At 47.1% G+C, this 18,492-nt stretch carries 14 protein-coding genes; 11 read left to right on the top strand and 3 right to left on the bottom strand.

The features are described 5' to 3' along the window. Nucleotides 1-957 carry an acetyl-CoA carboxylase carboxyl transferase subunit alpha gene (accA, locus tag U0358_RS08630; protein ID WP_317498622.1) on the top strand — a complete coding sequence of 319 codons (957 nt, stop codon included), beginning with the start codon at nucleotides 1-3 and terminating at the stop codon, nucleotides 955-957. A 6-nt stretch (nucleotides 958-963) separates the two neighbouring features. Continuing rightward, entirely contained in the window at nucleotides 964-2,310 is a 1,347-nt protein-coding gene (gene tilS / locus U0358_RS08625) for a tRNA lysidine(34) synthetase TilS (RefSeq protein ID WP_322406026.1), read from the top strand. Here tilS and U0358_RS08620 read toward each other — a convergent pair. Continuing rightward, on the bottom strand, nucleotides 2,276-3,181 hold the full coding sequence (locus U0358_RS08620) for a GGDEF domain-containing protein (protein ID WP_317498624.1): 906 nt from the start codon (nucleotides 3,179-3,181) through the stop codon (nucleotides 2,276-2,278). The two genes, tilS and U0358_RS08620, sit on opposite strands and share 35 nt — an antisense overlap. A 167-nt stretch (nucleotides 3,182-3,348) precedes the next feature. Here U0358_RS08620 and U0358_RS08615 point away from each other — a divergent pair, with 167 nt between their 5' ends. From U0358_RS08615 to U0358_RS08575, 9 genes are all read left to right on the top strand, one after another. Then, complete coding sequence (locus tag U0358_RS08615) at nucleotides 3,349-5,316, top strand: monovalent cation:proton antiporter family protein (protein ID WP_322406025.1); 1,968 nt, start codon at nucleotides 3,349-3,351, stop codon at nucleotides 5,314-5,316. Nucleotides 5,317-5,436: 120 nt separating this feature from the next. Then, nucleotides 5,437-6,666 carry an efflux RND transporter periplasmic adaptor subunit gene (locus U0358_RS08610; protein ID WP_317498626.1) on the top strand — a complete coding sequence of 410 codons (1,230 nt, stop codon included), beginning with the start codon at nucleotides 5,437-5,439 and terminating at the stop codon, nucleotides 6,664-6,666. A gap of 5 nt (nucleotides 6,667-6,671) precedes the next feature. Then, the gene (locus U0358_RS08605; protein ID WP_317498627.1) at nucleotides 6,672-9,848 is read left to right on the top strand and encodes an efflux RND transporter permease subunit; all 3,177 of its coding nucleotides are present in this window, start codon (nucleotides 6,672-6,674) and stop codon (nucleotides 9,846-9,848) included. Nucleotides 9,849-9,979: 131 nt separating this feature from the next. Then, on the top strand, nucleotides 9,980-10,690 hold the full coding sequence (locus U0358_RS08600; RefSeq protein ID WP_317498628.1) for a DUF599 domain-containing protein: 711 nt from the start codon (nucleotides 9,980-9,982) through the stop codon (nucleotides 10,688-10,690). 12 nt (nucleotides 10,691-10,702) lie between these two features. Further along, complete coding sequence (gene astE / locus U0358_RS08595; protein WP_317498629.1) at nucleotides 10,703-11,734, top strand: succinylglutamate desuccinylase; 1,032 nt, start codon at nucleotides 10,703-10,705, stop codon at nucleotides 11,732-11,734. A 157-nt stretch (nucleotides 11,735-11,891) separates the two neighbouring features. Then, the gene (locus tag U0358_RS08590; protein ID WP_317498630.1) at nucleotides 11,892-13,079 is read left to right on the top strand and encodes a thiamine pyrophosphate-dependent dehydrogenase E1 component subunit alpha; all 1,188 of its coding nucleotides are present in this window, start codon (nucleotides 11,892-11,894) and stop codon (nucleotides 13,077-13,079) included. Further along, a complete protein-coding gene (locus U0358_RS08585) occupies nucleotides 13,079-14,056 on the top strand; it encodes an alpha-ketoacid dehydrogenase subunit beta (protein ID WP_322406024.1) in 978 nt (325 codons plus the stop codon). The genes U0358_RS08590 and U0358_RS08585 overlap by 1 nt, the downstream gene beginning before the upstream one ends. A gap of 12 nt (nucleotides 14,057-14,068) precedes the next feature. Then, nucleotides 14,069-15,646, top strand: coding sequence for a dihydrolipoyllysine-residue acetyltransferase (locus U0358_RS08580; RefSeq protein WP_322406023.1), 1,578 nt, complete (start codon nucleotides 14,069-14,071; stop codon nucleotides 15,644-15,646). A gap of 414 nt (nucleotides 15,647-16,060) precedes the next feature. After that, on the top strand, nucleotides 16,061-17,116 hold the full coding sequence (locus tag U0358_RS08575) for an endonuclease/exonuclease/phosphatase family protein (RefSeq protein WP_322406022.1): 1,056 nt from the start codon (nucleotides 16,061-16,063) through the stop codon (nucleotides 17,114-17,116). Here the strand turns inward: U0358_RS08575 and U0358_RS08570 are convergent. Further along, nucleotides 17,106-17,966 carry a DMT family transporter gene (locus U0358_RS08570; RefSeq protein ID WP_416183003.1) on the bottom strand — a complete coding sequence of 287 codons (861 nt, stop codon included), beginning with the start codon at nucleotides 17,964-17,966 and terminating at the stop codon, nucleotides 17,106-17,108. The genes U0358_RS08575 and U0358_RS08570 overlap by 11 nt on opposite strands. Before the next feature lie 60 nt (nucleotides 17,967-18,026). Then, nucleotides 18,027-18,440 (bottom strand): DUF3293 domain-containing protein, encoded by a 414-nt coding sequence (locus U0358_RS08565; RefSeq protein WP_322406021.1) that lies wholly within the window; start codon nucleotides 18,438-18,440, stop codon nucleotides 18,027-18,029. Nucleotides 18,441-18,492 lie beyond the last annotated feature (52 nt).

The raw sequence follows: 18,492 nt of genomic DNA, 5'->3' as shown, positions 1-18,492 counted from the left end.
ATGAGCCTTAATTTTCTGGACTTTGAACAACCTATTGCGGAACTTGAAGCGCAAATCGAAGAACTGAAGTCTGTTGGCAACCGCGGACAACTGGATCTTAATCTAGAAGAAGAAGTGCAGCGACTGACTACAAAGAGTCAGGAACTGACAGAGAAAATCTTTTCTGATTTGGGTGCGTGGCAGGTAGCACAGCTGGCGCGGCATCCGTTACGTCCTTACACGCTTGACTATATTCGCATGATTTTCACCGAGTTTGACGAAATGGCGGGTGATCGCTCTTTTGCTAATGACGAGGCGATTGTTGGCGGTATTGCGCGTTTAGACGGCACTCCGGTTATGGTTATAGGCCAGCAAAAAGGTCGTGAAACCAAAGAGAAGATCCGCCGAAACTTTGGTATGCCAAAACCGGAAGGTTATCGTAAGGCGCTACGCCTGATGCAAACCGCCGAACGGTTTAAAATGCCAATTGTTACCTTCATTGATACACCGGGCGCTTATCCTGGAATTGGTGCGGAAGAACGCGGTCAGAGTGAAGCCATTGCGCGCAACTTGAAAGTTATGGCTCGCTTAACCGTGCCTATTGTTTGTACTGTTATTGGAGAGGGTGGTTCTGGTGGTGCTCTGGCTATTGGTGTCGGTGACCGCGTTAACATGCTGCAATACAGTACGTACTCTGTTATTTCTCCGGAAGGTTGTGCTTCTATTTTGTGGAAAAGTGCCAGCAAAGCACCATTAGCAGCAGAAGCTATGGGCGTAACCGCAGAGCGAAGTAAAGAGTTGGGGCTGGTTGATTCTGTGATACCTGAGCCTCTAGGCGGCTCACACCGCCATCAGGAAGAAATGGCGGTAAGGCTTAAACGTCAGCTTATTGCTGATTTGGGAAGCTTACAGGGCTTAAGCCACGAGGAGTTGCTGGATCAGCGCTATCGTAAACTTATGTCTTTTGGTTACTGCTAATTACCAATGATGAAAGATGGTCTTTATGACCTGTTTTGTGAAAGCTTAGAGTCTCTTGCATTAAAGCCGGGGCAGCAATTAGTTGCTGCCCTTGGTGGCGGGGCTGACTCGCAAACTATCCTCGACTTGCTGATGCGCTTTCGTCAGCATAACCCTCAGTATCAGTACTTAGCCATTCATTTAGATCATAGTTTTCACCCCAGTTCAGCTGACTGGTCGTCGACCATTGAGCATGCTGCTAAGGCTTATGGTGTAAAAACGGTTTTTGAGCCGCTTAATGTGCCTGTAGAAAACCGGCAAAGCAAAGAGGCCGCCGGACGTGAAAGTCGTTACCGGAGAATGGCCGAGCTGACCGACGATGATGCGGTATTACTGCTTGGACAACACCGCAATGATCAGATCGAAACCTTTTTTCTGCAATTAAAACGCGGCAGCGGGCCAAAGGGTTTATCCTCAATGGCCGTTGTTCAGCCATGGGTGGACAACCGTCGTCTCTGCCGGCCTTTGCTTAGTGTGAGTAAAGAAGATATTTTAAGCTATGCGCGGCAACACAAGCTAACCTGGATTGAAGATGACACCAACTACGATACCCGTATTGAGCGGAACTTTTTGCGTCATAAAGTAGTGCCGCTATTAGAGCAGCGCTGGCCACAGTTTGGGCATAGCGTGCTGAGGTCGGCAAAGCTTTGTGCCGAGCAACAGCAGGTAATGGATGAGCTGTTGCTGGAAAAGCTGCATAAAGCGCAGAAGCACAAGAGCCACTTTCCTTTAAGTTTACTCAGTGATCATTCTGCTGCTATGCAGCGAGCGTTACTGCGATCCTGGCTGCAAAAGCTGAAATATTCGTTGCCCAGTTACGAGCAACTGGAGCAAATTCGGTTACAAGCTCAAAGCGCAACAGACGACAGCCAAATGCAGGTTCAGTGTGATGGCTACAGTGTGCGCTACTTTCAATATGCCCTATGGTGCGATAATAATGTAGGGCAATTACCTGAGGATTGCTGGTTAGCTGAGGCGAATGTCGATTTGGGTGAATGGGGTAAGTTAAGCGTGCCTGACGCACTGCTGACGAATAGCAATGAGTTGAGGTTAACCTTTTTGTTAAGCTCAGAAAAACTGGCAAAACCAGGGCGTCATGGGCGAAAAAAATTGAAAGACTGGCTAAAACAGGCGGGAATTCCGCCGTGGTTAAGAGCCAGACGACCAATACTTGAGTTGAACGCTCAATACGTGTGGGTAGCCGAACTTGGCTGGTTCAGCTACCAGGTTATTGAAAAAACAGAATTTGAGAGCCTTCAGTTGCCTGAGCCAGACTGGGTTAGCTCAGGTGCCGATTCTTACCGGCAACTTTAGCGGCATAAAGGCGTCTGTCGGCTTCGTCAATGATATCCTGTGGGCTATGAAAACTCTCCATAACCAGGCTGCCGGCGCTAACGCCAATATTAAAAGTGGCAAGGTTGACGTCGTTACTGAGCGCATCCCGAATACGGAGAAAAACGTCGTCAGCTTGCTCTGGTTGCGTATTCTCGAGTATTAATACAAACTCATCACCGCCATAGCGAAAGACCCTGTCCGTATCGCGCAGTTGCTGTTGCAGTAACCTACCAAACAGTTTCAGTACTTGATCGCCTTGCTGGTGTCCATGACGGTCGTTGACGTTTTTAAAGCCATCCATATCCAGTAACATGACAATATGAGACTGTTCTTTGTCGCGCTTTAAACGTGCACTAATGTGCTCAAGCGTTTCGTCCAGTAAGGCTCGATTGCCAAGGCCGGTTAAATGGTCGCGTATGGCAACTTTTCTTAAGCGTGAAAACTCTATAGCATTACGCAGAGGAAAAGTCAGCTGCCGGTGCATTTGTTCCAGGCGGACTTTATTCACATAGGAAGGTTGACGTTTGAATTGGTAAACCATTTGTCCCAGGTATTCTTTATCGGCATAAAGCATTACTGAGTATTCGCTCTCAACGCTCTCGTAGTCACCAATTAAATTAATAATTTGGTCATCAAAGATAAATTGCAGGGCACTTACGGGTAGACGCTGAACCATGTATTCTGCGTAAATAGATAATACCTGATGCAAATCGAGAGATGTCTGCAGTCGTTCAATTAACGGAGTTGATTTGCTTTGCAAATCGGCCGATGAGGTTAATTGACTGATAATTGCCTGAGTTTTGTTCTCAGTTGCCTTACTCTCAGTTTTTGCTACAGCTCTGTTTAGCATGACAAACCCTTTTGCCTGAATTTGATAATTTAAAATTTACTAGCAAATATTAGGCCAATAATAGAAAAGCTATATTTTACAAAACGTTATAAGAGCTAGTTTTTCTGAAACAAAAGAGTGTTACTATTTTGACACTCATAAAAACAAAGACATCCAGGAGTTTATGAATGAACGGTACATTTTCCAGCCTTCTGCTCTTATTAGCAGTTGCCGTTATTCTTGTCTGGCTATTCAGAAGAGTGAAATTGCCGGCAATTTTGGCCTACTTAGTTGCCGGTATTATTGCCGGCCCCGATGTTATGGGCTGGATAGCTGACCCGGATGATTATCATCTGGTTGCTGAGCTGGGTATTGTTTTGCTCCTGTTTTCGTTAGGGCTTGAGTTTTCCTTACCGAAGATGATCGCGATGCGGCGATGGGTGTTCGGCTTAGGTGCGGCCCAGGTTCTTGGTTCCTTGTTAATCTTTTTGCTTATTGGGTTTATCTGGCTGGATGAATGGGCTGCATCTCTGGCTATTGCCGGAGCGCTGGCGTTGTCCTCTACTGCGGTTGTTATCAAGCAATTAAAAGAAAGTGCACAGACGTCAACCCGCCGCGGGCAGATGAGTGTCGCTATTTTGCTATTTCAGGATATAGCGGTAGTACCACTGCTTATTATTATTCCTTTACTGGCCTCCGATAATGGCAACATTGGCTACACTTTATTAATGGCTTTGGCGAAAGGTGCCGCCGTTATTGCTGTGCTCATGACGATAGGCAAATGGGTTTTACCGTATTTATTCAAAGAAATAGCCAAGCAAAGAACCGATGAGCTGTTTGTTTTAGCGACGCTTCTGGTTGCACTGGTTGCCGGTGGTATGACTCACGTTTTCGGGCTGTCTATGGCGTTAGGTGCTTTTTTAGCCGGAATGATGCTGGGCGAAAGCCAGTATAAACACCAGTTGGAAGCCGATATTCGCCCGTTTCGCGATATTTTAATGGGCTTGTTCTTTACGACCATAGGCATGCAGCTTCAGCTCTATGGGTTCGTCCAGAATTTTCACTGGATACTACTCGCTTTAATTGTAATGGCCGTGATTAAAATTGCGTTAATTAGCTCGGTAGCGCGCTTTATGGGTGAGCGTGACGAAGATGCCTGGGGCAGCGGTATTTCGCTATTTCAAATGGGGGAGTTTGGCTTTGTCATTGTCGCCTTGGCAAGCAGCCATGGTCTGCTGAGTAAAGAGATTGTCACCAGTATGATAGGCATTGGTGTGTTGAGTATGGCGATAACACCTATTGTTATTCACCGGTTGAAATCTTTGGTGAATCTGGTTGTCCGCCAGCCCGATCCTCTGGTCGATATTGAGCAGCAGCGAACCTCAGGCAGTGAAGGGCTGGAAAATCAGGTACTGATTTGCGGCTTTGGCCGGGTTGGGCAAACCATGAGTCGATTTTTGGACGCCGAGGGTATTACTCATATAGCCGTAGATAATGATCCAATGCGAGTTCAGGAAGCCGTTGCCGGTGGCGCTCGTGTCTATTTCGGGGATAGCGCCCGAAAAGACATCTTACGAGCGGTAGGAGCCGAGAGTGTCGATCTTATTATTATCAGTTTCGCCGACGACCTGCGCGCACTCGAAGTGCTGAAAGAGCTTCGCCAGTTAAACCCCGATGCCTACATTATTGTGCGCAGTCGTGACGATATAAGGTTAACTCAGTTACAGGAAGCTGGGGCATCCCAGGTAGTGCCGGACACACTGGAGGCGAGTTTAATGCTGATTTCTCACGTGCTCAGCCGCAGTGGTATTCCAATACGCCGTATTCTTGCGCGGCTGGATAAAGAAAGACGCAACCATTACGGTGAAATGCATGGCTTCTTCCAGGGGGACGAAACTGAAATTACGCCGGAACTGGCTGACAAACTTGAGTTTTTACGTGCTTTAACCTTGCCGGAAGGTGCCTGGGCGACGGGCAAACGTATCGATGAATTAAACTGGGATAAGCATCAGGTGCAACTGAAGGCTTTACGCCGTGACGATGAGGAAATTCCAGAGCCTGATAATGATACCGAATTACAACCGCAAGACGTGGTCTTGCTGGTGGGTAAACCGCGTTATGTTGAGGCTGCGGAACGTTGGCTACTGGAAGGCTGAAACAGTCCGTTACAACTTAGTGCCGAATTCACACAACTGGCAACAGTTAACGGCTAACATTTTACATTATTAACAGCAATAATGATGCTGTGAGTTAACCAATTACGAGAACAATAAAAAATGAAATTAAAAAAACGAGCCTTTATTCCGCCGTTAATTATTGTTGGAGCTATCGTTTTAGCGATACTTGCAAGTATGTCTGCTGAGCCGCCAAAACAGAAAGATAGAAGTAAACCCGCTGCGATGGTTGAAGTTCTGGAAGTGAGCCCTCGTGACATGACTTTTATTGTAGACTCGCAGGGAACGGTAAAACCAAAGCATTCAACCACACTGGTGGCAGAAGTGACCGGACAAATTGTCGACGTTGCTGAGAATTACCATGCCGGTGGTTTCTTCAAAAAAGGCGACACACTGGTTCAGGTCGATCCATCTGATTATGAAGTTGCAGTCCAGCAGGCCCGAGCTAACTTGTTACAGGCTCAGTCCGAGTTAGAGCAAGAGAAGGCGCGGGCTCGCGTTGCTGAAGAAGAATGGTCTGCATTTAAAGAAGGAGATGCTCCCGAACTTGGTTTGCGTAAACCGCAACTGGCCAGCGCTATTGCCGCAGTCGAGTCGGCTGAAGCTAATCTTGCCAGAGCAGAGCGTGATTTAGAGCGAACCACCATAAAAGCACCTTACGATAGCGTACTCCGTAGTAAAGAAGCCAACCTGGGGCAGTTTGTTTCAACGGGTAGCCAAATCGCCCTGGTTTTTGATACCCGTACGGCAGAAGTTCGGTTGCCATTAAGTGACCTTGATATGACGTATATTCTTGATCCGGCTCTTGCGGAAGAAGCGCCCCGAGTGCAGTTAGAATCAATGGTTTCCGGGGAGTCTGCAACCTGGCAGGGACGTCTGGTTCGGACAGAGGGTGTCTTAGATGAAAATAGCCGTGTTATTTATGGTGTCGTAGAAGTCTCCGACCCTTACAATTTGGGTGAAGAGACACATCCAATACCTTTGCGCTATGGACGTTTTGTGCAAGCGAAAATAGAGGGGACTGCAGCTAAAGGGGTGATGGAAGTGCCGACGTATGCACTGAACCCTGATGGGTCTGTCTGGGTTGTTCCTGAGAATCGAGAGCTGGAAAAACGTGATGTTGACGTTGTGCGAACTCAGGGAAATACGAGCCTTATCAGTTCCGGGCTGGAAAGTGGGGATAAAGTGGTGCTGACGCAGTTGAAGAATGCGTTACCGGGTATGAAGGTGCGTTTGCCCGGCGACCCACTGCCAGAGCAAATGGAAACAACGGCTAAAGCAGATGAAAGCGGTGAGAAAAAAGCCGAAGATTCTGAAAATGTAGGCGGGTAAACATCATGACGACTGAAAAACAAACCGGTCTGATTGCGTGGTTTGCACGCAACTCGGTAGCCGCAAATTTATTGATGATCATTATTCTGGTTGCAGGCGCGCTGTCAGTGTTCACTGTGCGCAAGCAGATGTTCCCGGAAATTGAACTGAATATTATCAGCATTCAGGTGCCTTTCCCCGGTGCTGCGCCACAGGAGGTGGAGCAGGGCGTCATTATGCTGATAGAAGATGCGATTGAAGATGTTGATGGCGTTGAAGAGATGACTTCTCAGTCACGGGAAGGCGGCGGTAGTGTCACTCTGGAAGTTGAACCCGACTATGACGTACAAGTTGTCATGGACGAGGTAAAAATGCTGGTGGATGCAATTCCTAACTTTCCCCAGCAAATTGAAAAACCCAATATTTACCGGGTAAGACCACAGCGGCAAGTTATCTGGATGTCGGTTTATGGCGACCTAGATGAGCGCTCCCGTAAAGAGCTGGCAAAGGAAGTTCGGGATGAGCTCAAGACGGTCGGCGGCATAACCAAAGTTGATGTGGTTGGTGACCGTGATTATGAAATTTCAGTTGAGATTTCTCAGCAGGATCTTGAACGCTATGGACTCACCTTTTCGCAAATCGTCGACGCGGTTCGTGGTACCTCAATTGATGTTGCGGGTGGGTCAATAAAAACCCCCAACGGTGACATTTTATTGCGTGCTAATAACCAGGCTTATGTAGGTGGTGAGTTTGAGGAAATTGTCTTATTAAGCCGTGCTGACGGCACGCGTTTAACTCTGGGTGATATAGCCAAAGTAGAAGACGGTTTTATTGAAGAAGAGTCTTATACCCGCTTTGACGGTAAACCGGCAACTTTTGTCCGGGTGCAGTCAGTGGGTGATCAGAACGATCTTAAAATAGCAGAATACGTCCGCGACTATACGAAGAGAAAAAATGAGGAGCTACCTGATGGCGTTCAGGTAGCACAATGGGGAGACTCTTCGTATTACCTGCAAGGCCGCCTGGATCTGATGCTGGATAATATGTGGATGGGCGGACTGTTGGTTTTCCTCATGTTGTCCCTGTTCTTACAACTGCGTTTGGCGTTCTGGGTCATGATAGGCATTCCGGTGTGTTTTTTAGGCACCATTGCGTTAATGCCTCTACCGATGTTTGATATCTCAATAAATATGATCTCGCTGTTTGGCTTCATACTCGTGTTAGGGATAGTGGTGGATGATGCGATAGTCATAGGAGAGAGTGTCTATACCGAAATAGAAGAAAACGGAAAAAGTATTGATAACGTTATTGCAGGGGCTAAGCGTGTGGCTATGCCCGCTACCTTCGGTGTATTAACAACGATGGTTGCCTTTGTCCCCATGTTGACGGTTGAAGGGGGGATGGGCGCTATTTGGGAGTCTATTGCCTGGGTCGTTATTCTTTGTCTGGCGTTTTCGTTGGTAGAATCAAAACTGATATTGCCGGCACACATCGCCAATATGAAATACTCCAAACAAAAGGGTGAAAAAAATAATGCATTTCAACGTTTTCGCAATAAATTTGCGAGTGCGATTAAGTCTTTCGTAGAGAAGCATTATCGTCCATTTCTTAAAAAATGCCTGCACTACCGCTATACAACGTTAGCAACCTTTGTCGGTATGCTGATTCTGATGGCAGGCCTTATGAGTGGAGGTATTGTGCGCTGGGTTTTCTTCCCGGATATTCCCAGCGATTTTGTCCAGGCGAATGTTGAAATGCAGCCCGGTACTTCAGAAACTCGTACCATTGAAGTTTTGAACAGTGTGGAAAAATCCCTTAACGCGGTAAATAGCCGTATTAAAGAAAGTGACGGTGAAGCCGTTGTTCGTCATACCAATATCTGGATGAACGGCAATACTTCCGGCACCGTTTTTGTTGAGCTGCAAAAAGGCGAAGACCGTCAGATAGACGGGTTTGAAATTGTGAATCAGTGGCGTGAGTCTGTTCCTGAATTGGCTGGAGTCAAAGCCTTAAACTTCCAGGGAAGTATGAGCGGTGGCAGTGGCTTTGATGTTGAGTTTCAGTTAATAGGTGAGAATCTGGACGAGCTGAAAGCAGCAGCTGACGAGCTTAAACTGAAACTTGCCGACTACGACGGGGTATTTGATATTGAAGATACCTTTGGTGACGGGAAAGAAGAAATTCTTCTGCAAACCAAGCCGCTAGCAACCGCTATGGGGATTAATCTGGCTGAACTGGCTACACAGGTTCGCTACGCCTTTTATGGTGCTGAAGCTCAGCGCATACAGCGTGGCGACGAAGAAGTTAAAGTCATGGTTCGTTACCCTCGTGATCAGCGGGAGTCCGTTGGCAACTTGCAGGATATGAAGCTGCGTGGCCCTGATGGTTCTGAAATTCCATTTACCGAACTGGCTGATATCGAGTTCGCGGAAGGTTATAGCACTATTACTCGTATTGACCGCCAGCGCTCTGTAAACGTTCGTGCGCGAGTCGATAAAGACAGAGTAGAGCCTTTCCGCATTGTCAACGAAGTACGTGAAGATAAAATTCAGCCCATTCTGGATAAGTACCCGAGTGTTGGTTTCCAACTGCAGGGAGCGACTCAGGATGAAGCCGAAGCAACCAGCTCGCTGGCTATTGGCGGACTGCTTGCAATGTTTGCTGTCTATGCGTTAATGGCCATTCCACTGAAGTCTTATAGTCAGCCATTAATTATTATGTCGGTAATACCTTTCGGTATGATTGGCGCAGTTATTGGGCACTGGGTTATTGGTATGCCGGTCAGCATTTTAAGTCTGTTTGGCATTATTGCATTAGCCGGGGTGGTGGTGAATGACAGTCTGGTCATGGTCGACTATGTTAACCGAGCCCGGGATATGGGAACGGATTTACGTAAGGCGGTGCTGGATGCCGGTTGTCGCCGCTTCCGTGCAATAACCCTAACCTCGTTAACGACTTTCTTCGGCTTGCTTCCAATAGTTCTGGAGAAGAGTCTGCAGGCTAAAATAGTAATACCAATGGCAATATCACTGGCCTTTGGTATTATTTTCGCAACGGTCATTACCTTGTTGTTAATCCCTTGTCTGTACTTGATTTTGGCTGATACCAAGCGAGGAGTGCGTACCATGTTGTCCTGGTATGGGCTGGCAACACCGCCTGAACCTAAAGACATGAGCACCAAAGAGGCACTGGAACACTACTAAGTGCCTGAGCAAATAAAAGAAAGCCGGAGCTAAGTCTCCGGCTTTATCGTATGGTTCGTCATAAACTGGTAAACTAACTACTCTAAACTGTTAAATTATTAATAACCGAACACTCCAGAGGAAACGCTGACATGTTGCTGTCGCTTCTTGATCTTGCCGCATTGCTATTTTTCTTTTTCTGCTGGATAGGCTATTCATTGTTCGCCCGCAAACGAGCCCGAACTACGCATTGTCTGTCGAGCATTTTGTGCTCGTTAAGAATTGACTGGTTTACCACTGTCATGCACAAGGAGAATCAAGTTGCTGACGCGTCGCTTATTGGGAATGTCGAGAGAACTGTAACCTTTTTCGCCTCTTCTACCATTTTAGTTCTGGCTGGTGTTATTACGGTCTTAGCGCATGCAGATGAAGTTGTATTGGTGCTAAATGAAATTCCGATGAGTCCCGATACCAGTTCTATTTTGGTGCAGTTTAAACTGTCGGTGTTAGCCATTATCTTTATCTACGCCTTTTTTAAGTTTACCTGGTCTATTCGTCAGTTCGGCTTTGTGTCTGTCCTGTTGGGAGCTTCGGTTGAGTATCATCAGAGCAATAAACCAGAAGAAGAGCGTCGGCGTTTTGCTATGCATGCGGCAAAAGTACTGGATCAGTCCGGGCATGAGTACAATAAAGGCCTGCGCACATATTATTTTGCTTTGGCCTATTTATCCTGGTTTCTGCATCCCGTCATCTTAATTGCTTCAAGCGCTGTGGTGGTCGCAGTGCTTTATCGTCGTGAATATCGCTCACGAGTATTACGTGAATTGTTGGCAACGAAAGGCTATGTGCCGGGAAAAAAATAATAGGAGAAGGTTGTGAATAAGGTATTTTCTGATTTTCTGGCCTGGACTCGTGAACATGAGTGGGGTTGTAGCGAGAGCCATGACTTAACACTGAGCAATGGCACGAAACTTTCGGTCTGGGATAGTGGGGTGTTAGAAGTTTCGCCGGCTAGCCCGGGACACAAGGATATTGTGTTATCCTGTGCGGTGCATGGCAATGAAACCGCTCCTATCGAAATATGTCGGGATATCATTAATGACATTATTGATGAAAAGCAGACAGTCACGCACCGTACGCTGTTTTTGATTGCCAACCCGGCCTCAATAAATAAAGGTGAACGGTTTGTTGAAGAAAACATGAACCGGCTGTTTAGTGGAGCACATAGTAAAGGCAGTACGCAAAACAAAGAACGCGAGCGAGCAGAAAAGATAGAAAATTATGTAGAGCGTTTCTACCAATCGGCTCCGGAAGGTTCCCGCGAACGTTTCCATTATGATTTACATACCGCTATTCGCGACTCAAAACGTGAAAAATTTGCGGTTTATCCGTTTACGCACGGTGCGCCTTACAGCCGCCAACAGCTGCAGTTTTTGCTGGCTTGTGGCGTTGATACGATATTATTAAATCAGGCACCGACAACGACATTTTCATATTTTAGCGCACGTCAGTTTAATGCCCATGCGTTTACTGTTGAGCTGGGTAAAGTTCGTCCATTTGGCGAAAATGACAGGACTAAATTTGCCGCAGCTGAAACGTCTTTACGCAACTTAATTTCGCAAACTGAGCTGGATTTTGGTTCCTTTGAACCTGGACAACACTATGTATTTAAAGAAGCGCAAACCATTAACCGCACTCAGCAGGACTTTGAGCTAAACTTTGCGGATGATGTCGCTAACTTCACCTCTTTTAATAAAGGGGAGCTATTGGCCCGGGATGGTGACAAGGCCTGTTACGCGCAGCATGACGGTGAACATATTATTTTCCCTAATGCCAAAGTGGCGCTGGGGCACCGGGCGCTGTTAACCGTGGTGCGAGTACCCACGGAGTCGCTCGATTTAGTCTGAAACTAATGAGTCTAGGCTACCGAAATTTGTTAAGACTGTTCGTTTCTATTTACACTTAGCGCACTCAGTTTTCATTGGGGGGTGGTTTGCATGTCACTTTACGTAAAGGTAAAGTAACGGCAGTTTCCAACCCAGCTTAAAACCGAAAGAGAAGGTTATGGTCAAGGATAAAAAACACGACACAGAAATTGTGACGAAACCGAAATGGTTTGATAAAGATTCAGTCACAATTCCAATGCTGCAAATTTTAAAAGAAGATGGCAGTTTTCATAAAGATGCCGACATGCCGGAGTACGATAAAGAGCTGATCGTGAAAATTCACGACACCATGCAATTTATTCGTATTCTTGATGAACGCATGATTGCCGCTCAACGTCAGGGCCGTATTAGCTTCTATCTGGCCTCTCGTGGTGAGGAAGCCGAGAGTGTGGCGTCTGCCGCCGCACTAGACGCTGGCGATATGATCATGGGGCAATACCGCGAGCAGGGCGCTTTAGCATACAGAGGCTTTACCGTTGAACAGTTTATGAATCAGCTGTTTTCTAACGAGAAAGACTTAGGTAAAGGTCGTCAGATGCCAGTTCACTACGGTTGCGCTGACTTAAACTTTATGACCATTTCGTCGCCTTTAGGAACGCAAATTCCACAGGCAACAGGTTATGCATTTGGCCAGAAGATGGACAAAACCGATAAATGCACGATCTGTTACTTTGGTGAGGGCGCCGCGTCAGAAGGTGACTTCCATGCAGCCTTGAACATGGCGTCGGTTTACAAAGTGCCAGTCATCTTCTTTTGCCGTAATAACGGTTACGCTATTTCTACACCGGCGCAAGGCGAACAGTACGCCGGTGACGGTATTGCCCCGCGTGGTATTGGCTATGGCATGAAAACCATACGTATTGACGGTAACGATGCTTTCGCCGTACTAAAAGCGACACAAGAAGCTCGTCGTCTGGCGGTAGAAGAAAACGAACCAGTTCTCATTGAAGCCATGTCTTATCGCATGTCTGGTCACTCGACGTCGGATGACCCAACGGGCTACCGTACGCGTGATGAAGAAGCAGACTGGCAGGCGAAAGATCCGCTTGAGCGTTTACAGAAGTGGATGATGAACGAAGGCTGGTTGGATAAAGACCACGTTGAAGAGCATCACGCTGAAGTGAAGGCGAAAGTTCTGGCGGCGTTAAAAGAGTCAGAAAAAGTGCCGGTCCCGCACATTGATGAACTGATCAATGATGTTTACGACGAACCGACTGACATGCTGAAAGAGCAGTTAGACGAGTTGAAAGAGCACATCCGTAAATATCCGGATGCCTACAGTAAAACGTCGGGGAGACTGGACTAATGGCTAAAATGAATTTATTACAGGCCATCAACAGCGCGCTAGACCTGGCGATGGCTAAGCATGACAATGTATACAGCTTTGGTGAAGACACCGGTGGTTTTGGCGGTGTATTCCGTGCAACCTCAGGTTTAACCGAAAAATACGGTAAGCACCGTAACTTTAATACCCCACTGGTCGAGCAGGGGATTATTGGTTTTGCTAATGGTCTTGCCTCACAGGGCAGTTATGCCATAGCCGAAATTCAGTTCGGAGACTACATTTTCCCTGCGTTTGACCAAATCGTGAACGAGACGGCCAAGTTCCGTTATCGTTCAGGTAATGAGTTCAACGTGGGTGGTTTAACCATTCGTACTCCGTACGGTGGTGGTATCGCCGGTGGTCATTATCACTCGCAATCTCCGGAAGCTTACTTTGCGCATACGCCGGGCATAAAGATAGTGACCCCGCGTAACCCGTACGAAGCTAAAGGGTTATTGCTGAGCGCTATTTTTGATAAAAACCCGGTGTTATTCATGGAGCCGAAGCGTTTGTACCGTGCTTCAACGGGCGAGGTTCCGGAAGAAGAATACACCATTCCGTTAGGCAAAGCCGACGTAGTCAAAGAAGGTAAGGATATTACCGTTCTTGGCTGGGGCGCGCAGATGGAAATGATTGAAAAAGCGGTGGAAAAATCAGAAGAAGACGGCGTTTCGTGTGAAGTCATTGACTTGCGGACCATTTCTCCATGGGATGTTGAAACCGTTACCGAGTCGGTTTTAAAAACCGGTCGTTTGGTGATCACTCAGGAGGCTCCTATTACCGGTGGCTTCGCCAGCGAAATTGCGGCAACGGTTCAGGACAAATGCTTCTTGTATCTGGAATCACCAATTGGCCGAGTGTGCGGTATCGACGTACCGTATCCGCTGTGTCACGAAAAAGAGTACATGGCTGATCACTTGAAGATTTATGAAGCGATCAAACGCTCAATGAACTACTAAGGACCCATCGACATGAGTAAAGACTTTATTCTGCCCGATATCGGCGAAGGGATCGTAGAGTGCGAAATCGTTGAGTGGCTGGTTGCCGAAGGTGACGAGGTTAAAGAAGATCAACCCGTAGTTGAGGTCATGACTGACAAAGCTATGGTTGAGATCCCGGCCAAAGACGACGGCGTTGTGGAAAAACTGTATTACCAGAAAGGCGATATTGCTAAGGTTCACGAACCGTTATTTGCAATTAAGCCAGCTGACGGAACTTCTGATGAAGCGCCGGCTAAAGAAAGCGAGCCGACTAAAAAAGAAGAACCGAAAACAGAGGAAAAACAAACTTCAAGCGGCGGCGACACAACTGACTTTATTTTGCCTGATATTGGCGAAGGTATTGTTGAGTGCGAAATCGTTGAATGGCTGGTGTCTGAAGGCGACGAAGTGAAAGAAGACCAACCGGTTGTTGAAGTTATGACGGACAAAGCAACGGTTGAAATTCCGGCTAAAGACGACGGTACCGTGGTCAAGCTATATCATAAAAAAGGTGATATTGCGGAAGTACACAAGCCACTGTTTGCGTTGAAGCCTGCGGGCGGCGTTCAGGAATCTACTTCAAATGCCCCACAGAGTCATGTTGACCCCGACGCTAAGACTTCGCCATCTGGCTCCAAAGCAGAAGCGGAGCCGCCAGCGAAAGCGCGTCAAGGCAAAGCCATTGCCAGCCCGGCAGTGCGTCGTCTGGCCCGCGAAAGTGATATTAACATTGCTGAAGTGCCCGGTTCAGGTAAAAAAGGGCGGGTTCTGAAGAAAGATATTGAAGCCTTTAAATCGGGTGAACAGAAGTCAGCGGCATCAAGCGATAGTCAGCAACCGCAGAAAGCAGCTGCTACCAGCGGTGGTACTCGTACCGAAGCTATCCGCGGTGTGAAAGCGGCTATGGCCAAGCAGATGATGAGCTCGGTCAGTACGATCCCGCATTTCACCTACGCCGATGAATTTGATGTTACTGACTTAATCGCATTGCGTGAAAAGCTAAAAGAGCAATACAAAGAGAAAGGCATTCGGTTAACTGTCATGCCATTCTTTATAAAAGCTTTGTCGCTGGCGATGAAAGAATTCCCGGTGATGAATGCACAGGTGAATGAAGACTGTACTGAGATCACTTACTTTGATGATCACAACATTGGCATGGCCGTTGATACCAAAATTGGCCTGTTAGTACCTAACGTCAAGCAGGTGCAAAACAAGAGCATCATCGATGTAGCCAATGAAGTGACTCGTCTGACTCAGGCATCGCGCGAGGGCAAGTTGCCGCAAGCCGATATGAAAGGCGGTACTATCAGCATTTCAAATATTGGCGTTATTGGCGGTACGGTGGCAACACCTATTATCAATAAGCCGGAAGCGGCGATTGTCGCTTTAGGTAAGGTGCAGGAACTGCCGCGCTTTGATGCCAACGGTAACGTGGTTGCCCGCAAGATAATGACGGTAAGCTGGTCAGGTGATCATCGTATTATCGACGGCGGCACCATTGCTCGTTTCAACAAACTCTGGCAGGAATACCTCGAAGACCCAACCAGCATGCTGGTAAATATGGTCTGAGATAGAGGCTGAGCCAGAAACAAAGAGAGTTAGGCTAAGTTAAGAAACACGCCGTGAACCCCTCCATGGGGGCTTGGGTGACGCCATCCTTGGCGTCACACAGTTTCTTAACTTACACCTAACTCTTTTTTTGTTTCTGGCTATCTACATCTGCGTTCAGTAAGTTAAATAAAGCTAGCAGATCCTACGGATAGTGGGCGTAGCGCCTGAAGTTAAAACCCTCTGATACAGGAGTGTCGAAGGCCATGGATGGCCTTCGTCAAGCCCTCATGGATGAGCTCGTTGCGTCTCCTGTATCAGAGGGTTTTGACTCCAAGCGGAGCGCTCTATCCGTAGGAGCGTTAACACTTCCTTTCACCTTATCCTTCGCAGCTGTGCTATTGTTTTCTTATCTGAGAAGTATCGAGAGTCAGCATGTTTGAAATTATTTATCTTTCTCTAGCGATATTACTGTTGGTCCTTACCCTCGCGCCATTGTCCCGAGCGCAAGTTTGGTGGATACGTGGTCTGGATTTCCCCCGCTTGCAGCTGTCGGTGTTATTAGCGGCTCTGCTGGTTGTCGGCTTGGTTGTTATTCGTGACTGGACGTCTGTTACCGCTATTGCTTCGGGGGCTCTCATTGGTTGTTTAGTCTGTCAGCTGTGGTGGGTTGTCCCTTACACTTTTTTCTTTCCTAAGGAGGTTGAAGCCGTCCAGGCGGGTAACGCTGATGAGCGTTTGCGCATCATGACAGCGAATGTTCTTACCCCTAATCATAATAGTGATGGCTTGCTAAAGCTCGTTCATGACTTTACGCCAGATGTATTGGTTACGCTTGAGTCTGATGACTGGTGGCAGGAACGGTTGGATGCAATTGAAAAGGATTATCCACATACGGTCAAAGTCCCTTTAGATAACCTCTACGGTATGCACGTTTATTCTCGCCTGTCGTTGTCTGATGTCAGTGTTGAATATCTGGTTGAAGACGATAAACCGTCGGTGCATTGTTTTATCGAACTGCCTTGCGGGCAGAAAGTAAAAACGCACTTCGTGCATCCGGCACCGCCAAGTCCTTCCGAGAATGAAGAGTCAGAAGAACGCGATGCTGAACTGGTGTTGGTTGCACGCCGGGTTGAGCCGGAGAAATATCCGACGATAGTCACGGGGGATTTAAATGACGTTGCCTGGTCCCGCACGACGCTTCTTTTCCGCAAACTTAGTGGCTTGTTAGACCCTCGTATTGGGCGTGGCATGTTTAATACATTTCATGCCGAACACTGGTTTGCCCGCTGGCCTCTTGATCATATTTTCCATAGCCATCATTTTGCTTTGGTTTCGATGACGCGCTTGCCAGGCTTTGGTTCTGACCATTTTCCTTTACTCACAGAGCTTGCTTTGGCTGCTCATGAGAATGGTGCAAATGATGGACCTTCGCCAGATGAAGATGACAAAGAAGCTGCTGATGAAATTGTGGATAAGGCTATGGCTTAAGCTTACGCCGAAAGTGAATACGTTGAACTAACAGCCCGAAAATAATGAGAATAAGCCCAGCCAGCGTACTTGGATAAATGGTTTCGCCAATTACGACAGAGAGCAGCAACAGCGAGATAAAGGGCGAAATAAAAATTAAGTTGCTGATAAGCGCCGTATTAGTGGCTGTTTTCATGGCTTTTAACCAAAATAGAAAGGTTATTCCCATTTCAAATAGGCCTACGTAGCTTACCGCCGCCCAGCCTTGCCAGGGTATTTCAGACCAGTCACTCCAGATAAAACTGGCGGCAATAAGTATGGGTAAGGCTAAGCCGAAAGAAAGTACTAAGCTAACAACAGAATCGGCGTTACGGCGCGTATTCAGGATCCAGTAGCCAGCCCATAAGAAAGTGGAAATTAACGCCAGCGTAACGCCCCAGGGATCACTGAAGCTAAGCTCAAGCACATTACCGCGTGTGGCAATAACCAGTACTCCAAAATAACCTAAGGCGCAGGCAACCCAGTCGCGACGCCGTATGCTTTGTTTTAAAAACAGAGCGGCCATAATGCTAAGGGCAATGGCCCAGGTGTAATTGAGTGGTTGAGCTTCGGAAGCCGGCAGCAGTTTATAAGCCTGGAAAAGCACCAAATAATAAATGAGTGGATTAATAAGCCCCATGAGCAGGTAATACAAGGGCATTTTACGTAGCTCGAGTATTAATTCGCTGGTTTTCTTCTGAATAAGGCAGACCAGCGCTAGAATGACAAAAGAAACACTACTGGCTGCAGTAACCATCTGCAATGGGGTCATGTACTGCAGGGTTATTTTGAATGCGGTAGCCACCGTTGACCATAAAAGTACGGCGATGATCGCATAAACAAAGGCTTGTTTATCAGCGGCTATGGTGTGATGGCATAGTGACCCCTTAACTCATACGTCGATGAGTACTGCAGCTTGTTGGTATTCAATCCAGACCAGCGCATTTTGCTGATACTCTTGCGCCAGGTCAATGGCTGTTTTCTGGCTAAGGCCTAAAACCATAAAACTGGCTTCCGGCGGCCATTGCTTTTCGCGGTCCTGACCTTCTCCTGAAAAACAGCAAACGTCAGCTATTTGTTCTAAATGAGTCGCTAATTGCTTATTTCTGCTTTCATTTTCGGATTTTTTAAGCAATTGGCTTTGTGGGTTAAAAGCCGTGATAAAGGTGCCTGTAGTGTGACCAGTACGTTCACATAACCGGTCAAAGGCATTATTCTTTTGGCCTATCGTCAAAGTGATTGTCTTTTCTCCAACGGCGAACCAATAATCCGTATTTTTATAGTTGTCTAGCAGTTCTTTATCCATGCTTTGACCCGAGTATCGATGTTGATTAGAGTACATAGCAAGATTTTAGCGT

Origin of the sequence: Idiomarina sp. PL1-037 (assembly GCF_034422975.1) — a bacterium.
Lineage (GTDB): Bacteria > Pseudomonadota > Gammaproteobacteria > Enterobacterales > Alteromonadaceae > Idiomarina.
The sequence above is the reverse complement of the archived record's forward strand: the minus strand, read 5'-3'. Positions and strand labels throughout refer to the sequence as shown.